This window comes from Amycolatopsis sp. cmx-11-51 (genome assembly GCF_047608665.1).
Taxonomy (GTDB): Bacteria; Actinomycetota; Actinomycetes; order Mycobacteriales; family Pseudonocardiaceae; genus Amycolatopsis.
Window position 1 is genome coordinate 796,918 of the sequence record NZ_JADNQO010000001.1, and the last position, 15,520, is coordinate 812,437.

Annotated in this window: 14 protein-coding genes; 6 read left to right on the forward strand and 8 right to left on the reverse strand. The window is 68.9% G+C overall.

Going from position 1 to position 15,520, the window contains the following annotated elements; all coding sequences use genetic code 11:
• The first annotated feature begins 291 nt into the window (after positions 1 to 291).
• Both ACM6LU_RS03995 and ACM6LU_RS04000 read left to right on the forward strand, forming a co-directional pair.
• A complete protein-coding gene (locus ACM6LU_RS03995; protein WP_414936177.1) occupies positions 292 to 1,551 on the forward strand; it encodes a sensor histidine kinase in 1,260 nt (419 codons plus the stop codon).
• The gene (locus ACM6LU_RS04000; RefSeq protein ID WP_414936178.1) at positions 1,548 to 2,207 is read left to right on the forward strand and encodes a response regulator; all 660 of its coding nucleotides are present in this window, start codon (positions 1,548 to 1,550) and stop codon (positions 2,205 to 2,207) included. The genes ACM6LU_RS03995 and ACM6LU_RS04000 overlap by 4 nt, the downstream gene beginning before the upstream one ends.
• A 74-nt stretch (positions 2,208 to 2,281) precedes the next feature.
• On the opposite strand, the gene ACM6LU_RS04005 is transcribed toward ACM6LU_RS04000, so the two are convergent.
• The 3 genes from ACM6LU_RS04005 to ACM6LU_RS04015 form a co-directional block, all read right to left on the reverse strand.
• Complete coding sequence (locus tag ACM6LU_RS04005; protein ID WP_414936179.1) at positions 2,282 to 2,485, reverse strand: cold-shock protein; 204 nt, start codon at positions 2,483 to 2,485, stop codon at positions 2,282 to 2,284.
• A gap of 233 nt (positions 2,486 to 2,718) precedes the next feature.
• A complete protein-coding gene (locus tag ACM6LU_RS04010; protein WP_414936180.1) occupies positions 2,719 to 2,889 on the reverse strand; it encodes a hypothetical protein in 171 nt (56 codons plus the stop codon).
• Positions 2,890 to 3,204: 315 nt separating this feature from the next.
• Positions 3,205 to 4,866 carry a thiamine pyrophosphate-binding protein gene (locus tag ACM6LU_RS04015; protein ID WP_414937079.1) on the reverse strand — a complete coding sequence of 554 codons (1,662 nt, stop codon included), beginning with the start codon at positions 4,864 to 4,866 and terminating at the stop codon, positions 3,205 to 3,207.
• A gap of 115 nt (positions 4,867 to 4,981) precedes the next feature.
• Between ACM6LU_RS04015 and ACM6LU_RS04020 the strand changes: the two genes are divergently transcribed.
• Positions 4,982 to 6,268 carry a hydroxyacid-oxoacid transhydrogenase gene (locus ACM6LU_RS04020; RefSeq protein WP_414936181.1) on the forward strand — a complete coding sequence of 429 codons (1,287 nt, stop codon included), beginning with the start codon at positions 4,982 to 4,984 and terminating at the stop codon, positions 6,266 to 6,268.
• Positions 6,262 to 6,681, forward strand: coding sequence for an acyl-CoA thioesterase (locus tag ACM6LU_RS04025; protein WP_414936182.1), 420 nt, complete (start codon positions 6,262 to 6,264; stop codon positions 6,679 to 6,681). The genes ACM6LU_RS04020 and ACM6LU_RS04025 overlap by 7 nt, the downstream gene beginning before the upstream one ends.
• Here ACM6LU_RS04025 and ACM6LU_RS04030 read toward each other — a convergent pair.
• The 4 genes from ACM6LU_RS04030 to lanKC all read right to left on the reverse strand — a co-directional run bounded on the left by ACM6LU_RS04030 (position 6,637) and on the right by lanKC (position 13,058).
• On the reverse strand, positions 6,637 to 8,373 hold the full coding sequence (locus tag ACM6LU_RS04030) for an ATP-binding cassette domain-containing protein (RefSeq protein WP_414936183.1): 1,737 nt from the start codon (positions 8,371 to 8,373) through the stop codon (positions 6,637 to 6,639). The two genes, ACM6LU_RS04025 and ACM6LU_RS04030, sit on opposite strands and share 45 nt — an antisense overlap.
• A gap of 55 nt (positions 8,374 to 8,428) precedes the next feature.
• Positions 8,429 to 10,108 (reverse strand): ABC transporter ATP-binding protein, encoded by a 1,680-nt coding sequence (locus tag ACM6LU_RS04035; RefSeq protein WP_414936184.1) that lies wholly within the window; start codon positions 10,106 to 10,108, stop codon positions 8,429 to 8,431.
• 226 nt (positions 10,109 to 10,334) lie between these two features.
• Positions 10,335 to 10,478 carry a SapB/AmfS family lanthipeptide gene (locus ACM6LU_RS04040; RefSeq protein WP_414936185.1) on the reverse strand — a complete coding sequence of 48 codons (144 nt, stop codon included), beginning with the start codon at positions 10,476 to 10,478 and terminating at the stop codon, positions 10,335 to 10,337.
• Positions 10,479 to 10,514: 36 nt separating this feature from the next.
• Positions 10,515 to 13,058, reverse strand: coding sequence for a class III lanthionine synthetase LanKC (gene lanKC / locus ACM6LU_RS04045; RefSeq protein ID WP_414936186.1), 2,544 nt, complete (start codon positions 13,056 to 13,058; stop codon positions 10,515 to 10,517).
• Positions 13,059 to 13,484: 426 nt separating this feature from the next.
• Between lanKC and ACM6LU_RS04050 the strand changes: the two genes are divergently transcribed.
• Together ACM6LU_RS04050 and ACM6LU_RS04055 are read left to right on the forward strand one after the other, a co-directional pair.
• Positions 13,485 to 13,850 carry a hypothetical protein gene (locus ACM6LU_RS04050; RefSeq protein WP_414936187.1) on the forward strand — a complete coding sequence of 122 codons (366 nt, stop codon included), beginning with the start codon at positions 13,485 to 13,487 and terminating at the stop codon, positions 13,848 to 13,850.
• The gene (locus ACM6LU_RS04055; RefSeq protein WP_414936188.1) at positions 13,843 to 14,277 is read left to right on the forward strand and encodes a hypothetical protein; all 435 of its coding nucleotides are present in this window, start codon (positions 13,843 to 13,845) and stop codon (positions 14,275 to 14,277) included. Before ACM6LU_RS04050 ends, ACM6LU_RS04055 begins: the two co-directional genes overlap by 8 nt.
• A 212-nt stretch (positions 14,278 to 14,489) precedes the next feature.
• On the opposite strand, the gene ACM6LU_RS04060 is transcribed toward ACM6LU_RS04055, so the two are convergent.
• Positions 14,490 to 15,476, reverse strand: coding sequence for an MCE family protein (locus ACM6LU_RS04060; protein ID WP_414936189.1), 987 nt, complete (start codon positions 15,474 to 15,476; stop codon positions 14,490 to 14,492).
• Between the last annotated feature and the right edge of the window lie 44 nt (positions 15,477 to 15,520).

A 15,520-nucleotide genomic window follows, 5' to 3' on the forward strand; every position in this document is an offset into this window, starting at 1 on the left:
ACAAGGAAACGACTTCAGGGCCACGAAAGAAAGAGTTGCACGAGGTTGCATCGCCAGGCTAGGGGCCGAGGTGCCCGATCTTCGGTCGAACGCCGTCCGGCGGACAAGCACGACCGGCAGGATCCGTTCGGCCTGCCCGCTCACCGCGCGGGCGTCGACCAGGAACGTCCCCACGAAGACCACCAGCGCATGCGTCCCGCCTGGCGGAGCAGTCCCCGTCACCCCGTGGGGGACCTCGGGTGTCCCCCGCGAGGGGATGTGCCCGGCCCGCGGCGTCGTTAGCGTCGGGACATGGCTTCGAACGGCGGTTCCTTGGGGTGGGCGCTCCTCACCGGGCGCGAGGCCGATCTCGAACCGCCGTCGGCCTGGTGGCGCGGGCCGGTCTGGGTCAAGACGGTTCTCTTCGGCTCCGCGCTCGCCGTGTTGCTGGGCTTGACCTACGGTTCGTGGGCGCGCTACCTCGGCGGCAGCAGTCTGCCGCTGGTCTTCTTCCTGCTGCTCCTGCAGATCACGCCGCCGCTGCTGGCCGTCCCGTTCCCGCTGACCGCCGTCCGGGTGGCGGCGGCGGGGATGGTCGGCGCGATGATCGCCACCCTCTTCCCCGCGGACTACCAGCCGTTCGGCCGGACACTGTCGGGCTGGCCGTTGCAGGTCCACGTCCTGCCGTATCTGCCGGTGCTCGCGATGACGCTCGCCCGCACGAAACCCGGGCAGGGCCGGGGGATCTCGATCGTCGCGGTGGTGCTCGCCACCGCGGTCGGCGTCGTCCAGCTACCACGTGCGGGCACGAAGAGCCTGGTGTGGTCGTTGATCGTGGTGACCGTGACCATCGTGGCGGGATACGGGATGCAACAACGCCGCCGCGCGCTGGAGCAGGCCGACGCGGCCGAGCGCACGACCGTGGAGGAGCGGTCGAAACGGGCCGCGTTGCAGGAACGCGCGCTGGTCGCCAGGGAACTGCACGACATCATCGGCCATCACCTCTCCCTGATCGCGCTGCGGACCGACAGCGCGCGCTACCGCGTCCCCGATGTGTCGGAGGCCGCGGCGGAGGAATTCCGCGCGCTCGGGGTCGCGGCGAGGGAAGCGCTCGACGAGGCGCGACGGCTCGTCGGCGTGCTGCGGGACGCCGACGCCGAACCGGAACACGAACCACAGCCAGGACTCGCGGAGGTACCGTCGCTGATCGACGGCTGCCGGGCCTCCGGGATCGAGATCCGGGCGGAGATCTCCGGCGGGGACGGCGTTCCCGCGATGATCGCGTTGGCCGCGTACCGGATCCTGCAGGAGGCGTTGAGCAACGCGGCACGGCACAACCCGGGGTCTACTGTGGACGTCGAGGTGCGGCGGGAACCGGACGGGCTCACGATCCTCGTCGAAAACGGGCCGCCCACGCGGCCTGCCGCGCCTGGTGCGGGGGACGGCACCGGCCTTGCCGGGATCGCCGAACGCGTTACGCTGATCGGCGGCTCGTACGAGACCGGACCGCGGGCGGACGGCGGTTTCCGCGTGGCCGTCACGCTCGAACTCCCGGGGGAGAGTGGCGTGTGACGACCGTCTTCATCGTCGACGACCAGGCCATGGTGCGGGAAAGCTTCGCCGCCCTGCTGAACGCGCAGCCGGGGTTGGCCGTGGTAGGCCAAGCGGGTGACGGGATGGAGGCGCTGGCAAGCATCTCCGCCTTGCCCACGCCGCCGGACGTCGTCCTGATGGACATCAGGATGCCGGTGATGGACGGTCTCGAAACGACCCGGCGCCTGCTCGAAGGCGACGGCGAGAAGCCGAAGGTGCTCGTCCTGACGACGTTCCATTTGGACGACTACGTCTACGAAGCGCTGCGGGCGGGCGCGAGCGGGTTCCTGGTGAAGGACGCGCCGTCGGCCGAGCTGATCACCGCGATCGGCGTGATCGCCGCCGGTGACGCGCTGCTCTCCCCCGCGGTCACGAAGCGGCTCATCGCGAACTTCGTGGCCAGTACGCCGGTTCCGCGGCCGTCCCCGGCGCGGTTCGACGTGCTCACCGAACGCGAGCGGGAAGTGCTGCGGTTGATAGCGAAAGGACGGTCCAATCCGGAGATCGCGGCGGATCTGGTGCTTTCGGCGCAGACCGTGAAGACGTACGTCGGCCGGATACTGGCGAAACTCGGATTACGGGACCGGGCGCAGGCGATCGTGCTGGCCTACGAGACCGGATTGGTCTCGCCTTGAGGCCTTGAAAGACCCCGGAAAAGCAGCAGGGCCGCCTCCCCGAGGGGATGGCGGCCCTGCTTGGAAAGCCTGGATCAGATCACGTTGACCGAGGTGGCCTGCGGACCCTTCGCGCCCTGCCCGATCTCGAACTCCACGCGGGCGTTCTCCTCGAGGCTACGGAAGCCGTTGCCCTTGATCTCGCTGTAGTGCACGAAGACGTCGCCGCCGCCGTTGTCGGGAGTGATGAAGCCGAACCCCTTCTCGGAGTTGAACCACTTCACAGTGCCCTGAGTCATAAAATCTCCATATGCAACACAAACAAACAGGAAGCCACGTCGGCAGCCCGGGTCATGACCAGACGGTTTGCTTCCCCGGAAACACGAGGAGACACTACGCCCGCTGAGTTCTGCGAGCGTGAACCAACACGAACACAAAAAACGAGACCTGAAGCAGTAAAGCACACCTCACGCAGGCCGACAAGCATCGTCACCCGGGTGTGCGCGGCCTCGCAGTACCCTTTACCGCTGGGCTATTCGCCACTCGCCGCACGCAACGGTACATCGGCGCCGAACGGTGAATAACGCAAGGCCTCCCGATTCGTGGCCACGACGGCTGTGTCGTGGGTCTCCGCGTCCGCACTGAACTGCACCGGCACGACGCCGGAAACGGACTTGCTCTCCTGTGGCTTTTCGTCAGCCATGTTTTCTCCCTGTGTCAACACAACGCTCGAAGTACCGCGTGCGGTAGTGCGTGCCAACAACCCACCGGCGGACGGCGGCGGCCCTGTGGTCGGTGGCGCGGTAGTCAAGGACCCAGTGGCCGCACCGGTCCATATCGGACTCTCGGTGTTGCCGCGATTGTGCCACGACCGACCGACAAAAGCCGATCTCCGCGACCTGAACTCAGCCGAGTCGTCACTGACTTCCCACCCCTTGGGGCTGGTGGCGGCCGCCCCACCAGGGTTCCTGTGTATCCCCTGAGAAAAAAGTACCGCCCGGTAATCGGCTGATCGGCCCTACTGTCCACCCTGCTGCGGCCTCGCGGCGCCCAGCAGGCTCGTCAGCCGGACGTCCGGCGTCACCACGTCCGGATCCGTCCTGATGTCGATCACACACGGCCGTTGCCGGACCAGTGCGCTCGCGATGATCGGCTCCAGCTCTTCACGGTCGTCCACGGTGTACCCGGCGGCGCCGAGCCCCCGTGCCCACGACGCGAAGTCGGTGGTGGGGACGGTGACCCCCGACAGCCGTCCGTGCTTGCGCGCCTGGTGCACGGCGAGCGGACCGTGCAGCCCGTTCTGGAACACCAGGACGGTCACCGGCACGCGGTAGCGGACGGCGGTCTCGATCTCCTGCCCGGTCATCAGCGCGCCGCCGTCGCCGACCATCGCGATCACCGTCCGGCGCGGCTCGGCGAGTTTCGCCGCGATCGCCGCGGGCACCGCGTAGCCCATGGCCGCGTTGCTCGGGCCGAGCTGACTGCGCGGCGCGGTGAAACACCAGTAGCGGTGCATGAACTGGGCGAAGTTGCCCGCGTCGCTGGTCACGATCGCGTCTTCGGGCGCGAGCTTGCGCACCGCGCGGATGACGTCGGCGGGGTGGATACGGGTGGCGCCGCTGGTGTCGGGCGGTGTCATGAAGGTGTGCACGGCGGCGTTCGCGGCCGACGCGCGGCGGGTCCGCGGCGAGGCGACGTTGCGCAGTTCGCGCAGGAACGGCTCGACCTCGGAGTCGACCCGGAAGGTCAGGCCGCCGCGCCGGGCGGGCTCGATCCCGGTGCCGACCAGCACCAGCGTCTGCGACGGCGTCGGGTAGCGGAAGGACTGGGTGGTGACCTCGTCGAGCTGCGTGCCCAGCGCGAGCACGAGGTCGGCACGCTCCAGCGCGTCGAGTTGCCGCGCCGGGATGCCGATGCCGAGGTGGCCGGCGTAGCGCGCGTGGTTCTCGGGGAAGGCGTCCTGGCGGCGGAACGCGTTGTACACCGGGAGCGCCAGCTCGTCGGCGACGGCGATCAGCTCTTCCCGCCCCGCTCGCGCCCTTCCGCCGACGATGACCACCGGGTACCGGGCCTCGTCGACCAGCTGCGCGACCGCCTCGGCTGTCCGGCCGAGCGCGCCGGTGGCAGGCGGTTTGACGGCGGTGACCGGCTTGGCCGAGTCGAAGGGGACGCCCCAGAAGTCGGCGGGGACGGCGACGACGGTGGGCCCAGGCCGCCCTTCGCGGCAGCGGGTCAGCGCCTCGACCAGCAGTCCGGGGACCTCGTCCGGGGATTCCGCGCGGCCCGTCCACTTGACGAGGGGCTCGAACATCGCGGTCAGGTCGGCGGTGGGCAGTTCACTGGTCGGGCCGGGGCTGGACGGCGGGTTCTCCAACAGGACGACCATCGGGCTCTCGTCCTGGTACGCCGTGGAGACGCCGATCGCGAGGTTCGCCGCGTTCGGGCCGCGGCCCGCCAGCAACACCGCCGGCTGCTCGGTGAGCTTGCCCTCGGCCTCGGCCATAAAGGCCGCGCCGGAGTCGTGCCTCGCCGAGACGAAGGTGATCGACCGCTCGCGTTGCAACGCGTCGAGCAGATCGAGGAAAGACTCACCCACCACCGCGTACACGCGGTGGATTCGCGCCTCGGTCAGGATCCTCACGGCCGTCTGGGCGACGGACGCTCCCGGTTGGTATCTAATGACAAGAGCTTAGGCGGGCGGTGATCGGTGCCGTCAAGCGATCTTTCGATTCCGGCAACCCCGGGGCGCAGAATGTCCGATATCGGAACGTGTTCGAGCAAGGGAGCACGAAAACGTGACCTCAGCCACCGCAGGACGTGAAACTGTTTTCACCTACGGCGCACCGGCCTTGAAGTACGGCGCCGGGTCGAGCGACGAGATCGGCTACGACCTCACGCAGTACGGCGCCCGTCGGGTGCTCGTGCTCACCGACCCGGGTGTCGCCGCGACGGGCTGGCCACAACGGATCGCCGAAGGCATCGAGACCTACGGCGTCGAAGCGGTCGTCTTCGACGGCGTGCACGTCGAGCCGACCGACGTCAGCATGCGGAAGGCCGTCGACTTCGCCAGAGGACAGGGCGAGTGGGACGCCTTCGTCGCCGTCGGCGGCGGGTCGGCCATCGACACCGCGAAGGCGGTGAACCTGTTGACGAGCAACGACGGCGACCTCATGGATTACGTCAACGCGCCGGTCGGTGGCGGTCGAGCGCCGAGCGCGCCGCTGAAACCGCTGGTCGCGGTGCCGACCACCACCGGAACCGGCTCGGAGAGCACCACGGTGTGCGTGCTGGACGTGCTGTCACTGCGGGTGAAGAGCGGCATCAGTCAGCTGAAGCTGCGGCCCAGCCTCGCCGTGGTCGATCCGAGGCTGACCGTTTCGCAGCCGCCGGAGGTCACCGCGGCGAGCGGGATGGACATCCTCTGCCACGCCGCGGAAAGCTACACGGCCAAGCCGTACACCGAATTCGACCGCAAACGCCCCGAAGACCGGGTTCCTTACTGTGGCGCGAATCCGCTGGCCGACATGTTCGCCGAGCAGTCGCTGCGGCTGCTCTCGTGGGCGCTACCGGCGGCCGTGGCGGACGGCTCGGACATGAAGGCGCGCGAGGCGATGGCGCTCGCGGCGACGTTCGCCGGACTCGGGTTCGGCAACGCCGGCGTGCACATCCCCCACGCCAACGCGTATCCGATCGCCGGACAGGTCAGGGAATTCCATCCCGCCGGTTATCCGGGTGAGGAACCGTTGGTGCCGCACGGGATGGCGGTCTCGCTGACCGCGCCCGCGGCGTTCCGCTTCACCTTCGACGCAAGTCCGGACCGGCACCTGCGGGTGGCCCGGTTGCTGGCCCCGGACTACGAGTGGCCGGGTGATCTGCAGGACCACCTGCCCGCGGTGCTGCGGCAGCTCATGCGGGAGACCGGGATCCCCAACGGGATCGGCGCCGTCGGCTATGCCGAGTCCGATGTGGACTCACTGGTTTCCGGCACGGTCAAACAGCAACGACTGCTGGCGACCGCGCCCCGTGCGGCGTCCGAAGAGGACCTCGCCGGGATCCTGCGGGATTCGGTGGAACTGTGGTGAAAGCCGAGTACCCGCACTGGCAGACGATTCCGTTGCGGTGGAAGGACAACGACGTCTACGGGCACGTCAACAACGTCGTCCACTACTCGGTGATGGACACCGTGATCAACACCTGGTTGATCGAACGCGGCGGGCTCGACATCGAGACCGGCGGGGTCATCGGGCTGTGCGTGGAATCGCAGTGCAAGTACCACGCTTCGGTGTCGTTCCCGGGAGAACTCGAAGTCGGCCTGCGGGTGGGGCATCTCGGACGGTCGAGCGTGCGTTACGAGGTCGGGATGTACTCGAAGGAGAGGGTGATCGCGGAGGGCCACTTCGTGCACGTCTTCGTCGATCGCGAGTCCCGGCGCCCGGTCGCCGTCGAAGGTCTACTCAGGGGCGCGCTGGAAGAACTGCGCACTGGGCTGGGGTAGCCGAGGCGCCCACGCGTGCATGAGCTGGGCGTAGCGCGTGGACCGGTCCATGAGTTCGAGGTGGGTGCCGAGGGCGGTCTCCTTGCCGTCCATCACCAGGACCCGGTCCGCGCGCAACGCCGACGTCAGCCGGTGCGCGATCACCACCAGCACCCCGCCCCGCTCGGCGAACGCCCGTTCCGCGCGGGCTTCGGCGGGCGGGTCGAGGTGCGACGTCGCCTCGTCGAGGACGACGACGCCCGCGTCGCTCGCGTACACCCGAGCGAGGGCGATCAGCTGCGCCTCACCGGCGGACAGCGCCCCGTGCCCGATCTCTCCGTCGAGCCCGCCCAGCCGCGTGACCAGCGGTTCCGCTCCGACGGCGGTGATGGCCGCCCAGAGTTCGGTGTCCATCGCGGTCTGCGCGAACAGGCCGGTGTTGTCCCGCACGGATCCGGCGAAGACGTAGGCCTCCTGCGGGATCAGCGCGACCATCCGGTGCCGCAGCGCCGCCGGGATCTCCCGGACCGGGGCGCCGCCGAGCAGCACCCGGCCCGCCTGCGGTTCGAGCAGCCCGGTCAGGAGCCCGGCCAGTGTCGACTTGCCGATCCCGCTCGGCCCCACCACCGCGAGCCGCTCGCCGGGCCGCAGATGCAGATCCAGCCCGCGCACCACCGGCTCGGCCGCCGCACCCCAGCTGAAGGTCAGGTCGCGTACATAGATCGCGGTCCCGTCGGGTTCGGCCGTGCCGTCCGCCTCCGGCTCGGCCTCCGCGGTCTCCGCCAGCCGCCGCAACGCGACGATCAACCGCAGCACCACGGTGCTCGCGGTGGCGGCCAGCCCGCGTAACGCCGGTTGCATCGTCGTCGCGAGGTAGACGAGCGCGCCGAGCGCGGCGCCCGCGGTGAGCACGCCGTCCCTGACCATGCCCGGTGCCACCAGCAACGCCAGGAGCAGCGGCACGAAGGCACCGGTCGCGATCACCACCGTCCGGGCCGCCCCGGACCGCGCCACCCGAACGGCCGCCTTCGCCTGCGTGTCGACGGCGTCGTAGAGCTCAAGCGCGGCAAGGGGTTCCGCGCCACAGGCGACGACGTCACGCATACCGGACAGCGACGCGCCCGCGATCTCGGCGGTTCGCTCGTCGGCCAGCGCGAGCGCGCGCTGACGGCGGGCCAGCGACGGCAGCAGGCAGGCGAACACGAGAATCGCGACCACCACCGGGATCGCGACGATCAGCGCGAGCGAACCGGCGACGGTGAACAGCCCGGCCAGCGCCGCGACCGTCGTCACGATCATCCCGCGTGCCTGCACCAAAAGCCCGGCCGTGGCGTCGCGGACCACTTCGACGTGCTGGGTGATGCGGGCGACGCCGCTGGCGTCCGGCTGGTTCCGCGGTGGCGACGGATCGTGCAGGACGCCGCGCACGACGGCGGTCACCAGCGCGTCGCGCAACGGCTCGACGACTTTGCCGAGCTGATGCCACACCAGCCGCGAACCGAACGCGCCGATCACCGCGACCAGGCCGAAGATCGCGAGCCAACGCAGTCCGGTGCCTGGCCGATCCGCGGCAAACCCCTCGTCAACCGCGAGTTCGACCAGGCGACCGGACAAGAACGCGGGCGCGCTCTCCAGCACGGAACAGGCCAGCAGTACCAGCCCGCCTCTCCACTGCCCGGCCAGCGCCGAGCGGTAGAGCCCCCAGACGCTCACTGCGCGCCCTCGGTGCTCGTTGGCGAACCTTCGTACTCGGCTCGGTATGCGCTGTTCATGCCTGCTCCGCCCCCAGGCTCCCGGTGAACACTGCCTGATACGCCGGATCCCGCCACAGCGCCTCATGCGTGCCGATCGCGCGGACCCGGCCCTCTTCCAGCCACACCACCGTGTCCGCCCGCGCCGCGGTGGCCGCGCGATGCGTCACCACCACCCGGGTCCGGCCGGGCAGGGTGCGTTCGATCGCCTCTTCCACGGCGGCTTCGGTGACCGTGTCGAGGCTGGCGGTGGCGTCGTCGAGGATGAGCACCCTCGGCGCGTGCGCGATCGCGCGCGCCAGCCCGATCCGCTGCGCTTCCCCGCCGGAGAGCGGGGTTTCCGAAAGCGGCGTCCGGTAGCCGTTCGGCAGCCGGACGATCAGGTCGTCGACCTGCGCGGACTGGCAGGCGCCGCGCACGGCGGCCTCACCGGCCCACGAGCCGTACCCGACGGCGTCGCCGATGGTCGCGCCGAGCAGCGCGGGCCGCTCGAAGGCGAACCCGACGACCGCGCGGAGTTCGTGCGGCCGCAGCTTGTCCAGCGGACGGCCGTCGAGCGCCGCCGTCCCCTCGTCCGGGATCAGCAGCCCGCCGAGGACGTTGACCAGCACGGACTTCCCCGCGCCGGAGCGCCCGACGACCGCGGTGAACCGGCCGCCCCGCACGAGCAGGTCGACCTCCCGCAGCGCGCCTTCGACGGTGACGCCGCGCAGTTCGAGCGTGCCCCGCCCGGGGACGACCCCCAGGTCACCCGGTTCGGGGACCGGCGAGTCCAGCACCGCGTTGATCCGTTCCGCGCATGATCGCGCACGGGAAAGTGTGGTGAGCAAAGGAATCTGGGTGATCAGGCCCATGCCGAGCGCGACGTAGCCGAGCGCCGCGAGGACCTGCCCGACGGACAACCTGCCCGCCATCACGCCGAAACCGGCGGCGGCGAGCACCGAGAGTTCCACCGCGGGCAGCAGCAGGCCGGAGCGCCACACCATCCTGGCCTGCGTGCGCCACATCCCGCGACCGGCGAGACTCAGTTTCGGCAGTGGCCGCAGTACGCGATCGGCCTCGCGGTCGGCGGTGCCCGACGCGGCGATCGTGCGCAGTCCGGTGACGGCGTCGACCATCCTCGCCGCCAGTTCGCCGGAGACCTCTTGATAGGTCAGGACGTCGTCGGCGGTGTTCTTCAGATGGGTGCGCGCGAGCATCAGGCCGAACGGGATGCTGCCGAGGAAGACGAGCGCGAGCCGCCAGTCCATCAGGGCGAGCAGGATGACGGATCCGCCGGAGATCAGGGTGGTCGACCCGAGCTGGACGACGACCGAGGCGACCAGTCCGGCGCCGGTGCAGTCACCGGTGAGCCTGCTGATCGCGTCGCCGTCGGCGAAGGCCGAACGGGTGCCGAGCGCCAGGTAGCGGTCGGTGAGCCGTCGGCGCAGCCACGCCGTCGAGGAAGCCGTCATCCGCGCGGCCAGGATCCCGCCGATCAGGCCGACGGCGATCTCGGTGATACCGAGGACGATCAGCCAGGAGACCTCGGGAAGGCTGGGACGTCCGGCAACGGCGGCGTCGACCGCGGCCGCGAGCGCGCCGGGCAGGAGCAGCCCCGCCGCCGTCCCGGCGAGCGCGGTCAGTGCCAGCCCGAGCAGGCGGGGGCGATCGAGTGCGGTCACGGTGACCAGCAGGCGATCGGCGGAACCCGCCATCCCACTCCTCAAGTCCCTAAGTCGAAGGTGAGGGGCCCTTCCCCCCCCCCGTCTCACGCGGTGAAGGGCGCTTTACCCGCGTCGCATGCGGGGAAAGTCCCCTTCAGCTCCGCGTCCCATTCCTTCGAACGTGATCCCATCGAGATGCATCGTTGGGCAAAATGAAAGCGCGGGAGCGGCGCACTTGGCCTGTGCCGCTCCCGCACCTTCAGTGCTCAGCCGATGATCAGTGGCAGGTCAGCAGGCTGATGGTGCTGTTCGCGCAGGAGGCGAGCAGGCTCAGGTTGCTGGCGCCGCCACCGCCGCCGCCGTGACCGCCGTCGAGAACCTCGGGAGTTTCCAGGGCCTGCAGGTCGAGAACCAGTTCCATGGTGTTCCCTTTCGTTGATTTCTTGGTCCGCCGGTCTTAATGGCCGGCAGTTCGGGAGGACAGGAAGGGCAGCGCGGCCTTCCCGTCCAGGGTGGCGGCGAGGGCGAGCAGGATGCCCGCGCCACCGGTGACGACGTCCATCGACAGCCGCAACAGCTGATTGCCGGGGAACGCCAGGCCGCCCTTGTACGGCACCGCGTACCAGGCCAGCCGGGAAAGGTGCAGGTCGATGGTGTCGCGGACACGCTCGTCCGGTTCGGCGCCCATGGCGAGCGCGGTCATCAGCCCGCTCCGGCCGAACAGCAGGCCGGGGTGGATGACGAACTCACCGCGGCAAGATTCACGCAGGCCGGGAAGGCTCTTCAACGCCTTCGCGTCGGAACGGTACTTCGCCAGCTCCTCGGCGACCATGAGGATCCCTGCGCTGCCGACACCCGCGTAGGGCAATGTCCGGGTCTCGCCGTCGCGGACCTGTAGCGAGCCGTCGTCGGACTCGGCGCACTCCTCGATGTCCCGCTCCAGCGCCTGGTCGGCGAAGGACAGCCAGCCCTCTTCGCGGGTGCGCTCGAACAGCCGGATGAACAGCAGCGCCGGACCGGACCAGCCGTTGAGCAGCCCTGCCCTGGCGAAGTCACCGGGCGGGTCGGCGGTCTCGAGCGCTTCGGCGAGCCGGACGGCGGTGGCGAGCGCCTGCCTACCGGACTCGTTGTCCTTACGGGCCACCGCGAAGTGCAGCTGGGTGAGCCCAATGCCGGACAAGCCGCCTTCGAGACCGTGATCGGTGGTCTGCTCCACCAGCGTCGCCGACGCCGTCAGCAGCTTGCTGGCCTCTTCGCGGTAGCCGAACTCTTCGAGGACGTACGCGATTCCGTACGAGCCGTCGTAGAAGCCCGGGCGTCCCGGCGGATCGCGGCGGATCGAGTCCAGCAGCCAGCGCTCGTGATCGGGATGGCGCTCACCGCCGGCCGCTTTCAAGGCGTAGAGGACGCCGGCCGCGCCGTAGCCGAAGCACGCTCCGCCGACGCGGAACTGCTCGATGTCGCCGGGGAAGAGCCGGTCGGCGCGTTCGGGGGTCGCGCTGGCGAGGATCGCCTCGGTGATCTGCTTGCGGACCAGCGCCCAGTCCGGCTTGTCCTGGTCCAGTTCGGTCACGCTCGTCAGCGGCGGGATGTCCCGGGGTGCGAGCTCCGCGACGATCGAGTCGGCGTAGCCCTCCGGGACGTCGAACCGCTTCTGGACGAAGTCCGCGAGCCCGCGCAGCTTCGCCGGGGCGAGTTCGAGGAGCGTGGTGAGCGGCAGGAAGATCCACAGCTTCAGGACGGCGAGCGCGTACTCGTCGACCTCGAACCCGTTCCGGTCCCGCGGGGCGCGGAAGCCGGGTGCGCCGAGGGCGGGCCGGTCGCCGCTTTCGACGTCGGAAGCCATCTCGAAGTCGATCAGCGAGACGGCGTCGTCGTCCCCGTCGACCAGGATGTTCATCGAGTGCAGGTCGCCGAAGACGATCCCGCGGCCGTGCACCTCGCCGACCATCCCCTCCACCCGCCGGACCAGCGCCAGCGCGCGTTCGGTGTAGGTGGCGATGTCGGCTTCGGTGGTGTCCCGCCGGGTGAGCGGATAATTGCGGGCGAGCCAGCTGCCGAGCGAGACGCCCGGCATGTACTCCATCGCCAGGAAGTGGTGCTCCCAGACGGTGAAGCGGTCGAAAGCGGTGGCGATGCCGTCGATGCCCTTCAGCCGCTCCAGCACCTCGTGCTCACGGCGCAGGCGTTCGACGGCGTCGATCCCGTCGCGGTCCAGGCCGGCGAACGGCCTGGCCTCCTTGAGGACCACCTCTTCGCCGTCGGAGTTCCGGTCGGCGAGGTACACACCGCCGCCGTTGGAGAAGTGCAAGGAGCTCTTCACCCGGTAGGGGAACTGATCCGCGTCGCCGCCCTTCCGAGCGGCGAGATGAGGTGCGAGGAACTCCGGAATCGTCACCCAGTCGGGTAAGGAGAAGGTCGGTTCGCGCTTGTCCGGGACCAGTGTCCCGTCCGGTTTGCGCACCGCGAGGACACGCTTGCCGTCGAGTTCGACCCATTGCTCGGCGAATCCGCCGTAGCGGACGTAGAGCGGCCCGGCACCGTACCGGAGATCACTCAAAATGTACGCGCCTGGCTCCCCGTCGAGCTTCGCGGACAACTCGGCGAGAACGCGCTCGAGCTCGTTGTTGTCAGCTGGATAAAGAGTCAGTAACTTGCCGCTTCCGTCACGCGGAGCGTATTTGGAATTTCGTGCCAGCAGGGTGCCCCGTGAGCGCAGGTGCTTGTAGGACAGATTGTGCTCGATACAATGCTCATGCACCTTCACGAGCACTCGTTCGGCGTTGTCCAAACCTGCCGACACGTGGATTTTCCAGCCCTGCAAAGGAAGGTTTCGAGCAAGAGGGTGCAGCATCCGCCACACTCCGCGCATCCCGGTGCGCCAGCCGGACTCGGGAGCGGGCAACAGGGAGGCGAAATCGTCGGCGGCGTCCCCGGATTCACGCTGCTCATCGAAGAACAGCGGATCGGCGAAGCAATACGCTTCGTACCGGACATCCATCGAGCGACCCCTCCTTCGCACCAATCGGATGAGCCAACTGCACCATCGCGATGAGGAATATTCCACCCGCCGGACAGCGAACGGCCAATCCGCCATACCGGGGGTTCGGATGGGCTGTTCAGGGACGTGAATTCGAAACCTACCGAATGGTAGGGGTACCCAGGGTGAGATCACCGCTGTTTTCAACCACCCGGTCGGTGTGTAACAGGACCGCGCTTGTCCCGTAATCCCTGGTCCGGGTACTGAACACAAGAATGCGCGACCGAATTGACCGAGCGCCGACCGAACGCGCTTCGTGATCTATTCACCCGGGGTCTGGACCACTCGTGCCCTCCGTGGCCCCCGCCACGTCCCCTGCTGGTCGCCCGTCGACGGCGATGCGCCCGAAGGTACGTTGTCGCCGTCGGAGTAGGTAGGGAGGCGTGCGTGATCACAGGCTTCGCGGTGACCGTCGCGATCTGCGCGACGCTGGTCGCGGCGTGGAGTTTCGTGCAGTCCGCGCGCAAGAAGCTGCCGGACAACCCACTGCTCGCCGGTCTCGCCGTGGTTGAGATTCTCCTGGTGGCCCAGCTCGTGATCGGCGTCATCCTGCTGATCGACGGCGGCCGCCCCGGCAGCATGGCCACCTATCTCGCCTATCTGATCGGCTGCCTGGTCGTACTTCCGCTCGGGACGTTCTGGGCACTGGCCGAACGCACGCGGTCGAGCACCGCGATCCTCGGGATCGCCTGTCTCGCCATCCCGGTGATGGTGCTCCGGCTGCACGAGGTGTGGGCGGGCGCCAGTGCCTGAAGAAACCGAGGAGAACACGGTGGACACCGCTACCGACACCCACCCGGACAAGACCTCCGGCCCTGGACGGATCCTGGTCGCCGTGTACGCGATTTTCGCGCTGGCGGCGACGTCACGCGCCGCCGTGCAGATCAGCACCAAATTCCACGAGGCCCCGCTGGCCTACGTCCTCTCCGCGTTCGCGGCCGTCGTCTATCTCCTGGCCACCGTCGCACTGGCCCGCCGCGGCGCCGGATGGTGGCGGATCGCGTTGCTCGCCTGCGGCATCGAACTGCTCGGCGTACTGACCGTCGGCACGTTCAGTCTTTTCGACCGTGCGGCCTTCCCGCACGCGACCGTGTGGTCGGTGTACGGGCAGGGCTACCTCTTCATTCCGCTGGTGCTGCCGGTGATCGGGTTGTTCTGGTTGCGTAGGACGAAGCCGTAGCGGCCGGTATTGGCGGTGTCGCGTGACCAGACGAACAACTCGCGTGACGGGATGGACGACACACGTGTCCAGAGGGACGACTCGCCGCGCAGCCCGGCCGAGTGTTCCAGGTCCGTGAAGGACTCCTTGAGGGACTCTGGGTCCCTCAAGGAGTCCTTCACGGACCGCGATCCTGACTCATCCACCGTAGGAACTCAAGAAACCCCTGGCTTTCACTTCTCGAAGCACCCTTTCTCGTTGACCGGCCCGAACGAGGGCAGGACGAGGCCGCACAGGTACCCGTCGATCCAGCGCCCGTTGCCCGCGGCGTTGGTGAGCACGCGGATCGCCGGTGCGAACGCGGCGATGCCCTTGGCCAGCGAATCCTGGTTGCGCTGGAGCATCGACGTCAGCCGGTCGAGTTGTTCGAGCACCGGCCCGAGTTGCCCGTCGTTGTCGGCGATGATGCCGTCGAGGGCGGTCGCGAGCCGTTTCGAGCCGTCGAGCAGGTCCTTGATCGCCTGTTGCCGGGTGGAGATCGCGCGCAGCAGCGCGTTGCCGTCCTGGATCAGCCGCTGGACCTCGGTGTCACGGTCGACGAGGGTCTGCGAGACCTGCCGCGTGTTCGCCACCAGTGTCCGGAGTTGCCGGTCGCGGGACGCGATGGTGCCAGAGAGCTTCGAAATCCCGTCGAGCGCCGCGCGGACGTCGGCAGGCGTATCGGCGAAAGTCGCCGAGATCGCGTCGAAGCTTTTGGCGAGCTGATCGACGTCGATGGCGTCGACGGTTTTCGACAGATCCCGAAACGCTTCAAGGACGTCATACGGCGCGGTGGTCCGCCGCAGCGGAATCGCGTCGCCCGGATCGAGAACGTTTTCGCCGCGCGGGTCGAGCGCCAAGTACTTCTGTCCCAAGACGTTCTTGATCTGAATGGACGCGCTCGTGGCTTCGCCGATCCAAGCGCCCTTCACCCGGAAGGAGACGACCACCCGGTCGCCCTCGAGGTCGATCTCCGACACCTTGCCGACCTTCACCCCGGCGACCCGGACGTCGTTGTCCGTGCGCAGCCCGCCCGCGTCGGAAAATTCCGCGGAATAGGTGGTACCACCGCCGATCACCGGCAGGGCATCGGCGTTGAGCGCCGCCGCCATCCCGAGCGCCATCGTGGTGAGCCCGGCGAGCGCCATCTTGACCGGATCCACCGCGCCGAAGGACCTCATCGTCTCACCTCGCAGGTCACGAGCGGGCCAGCCTAGGGGCAGGC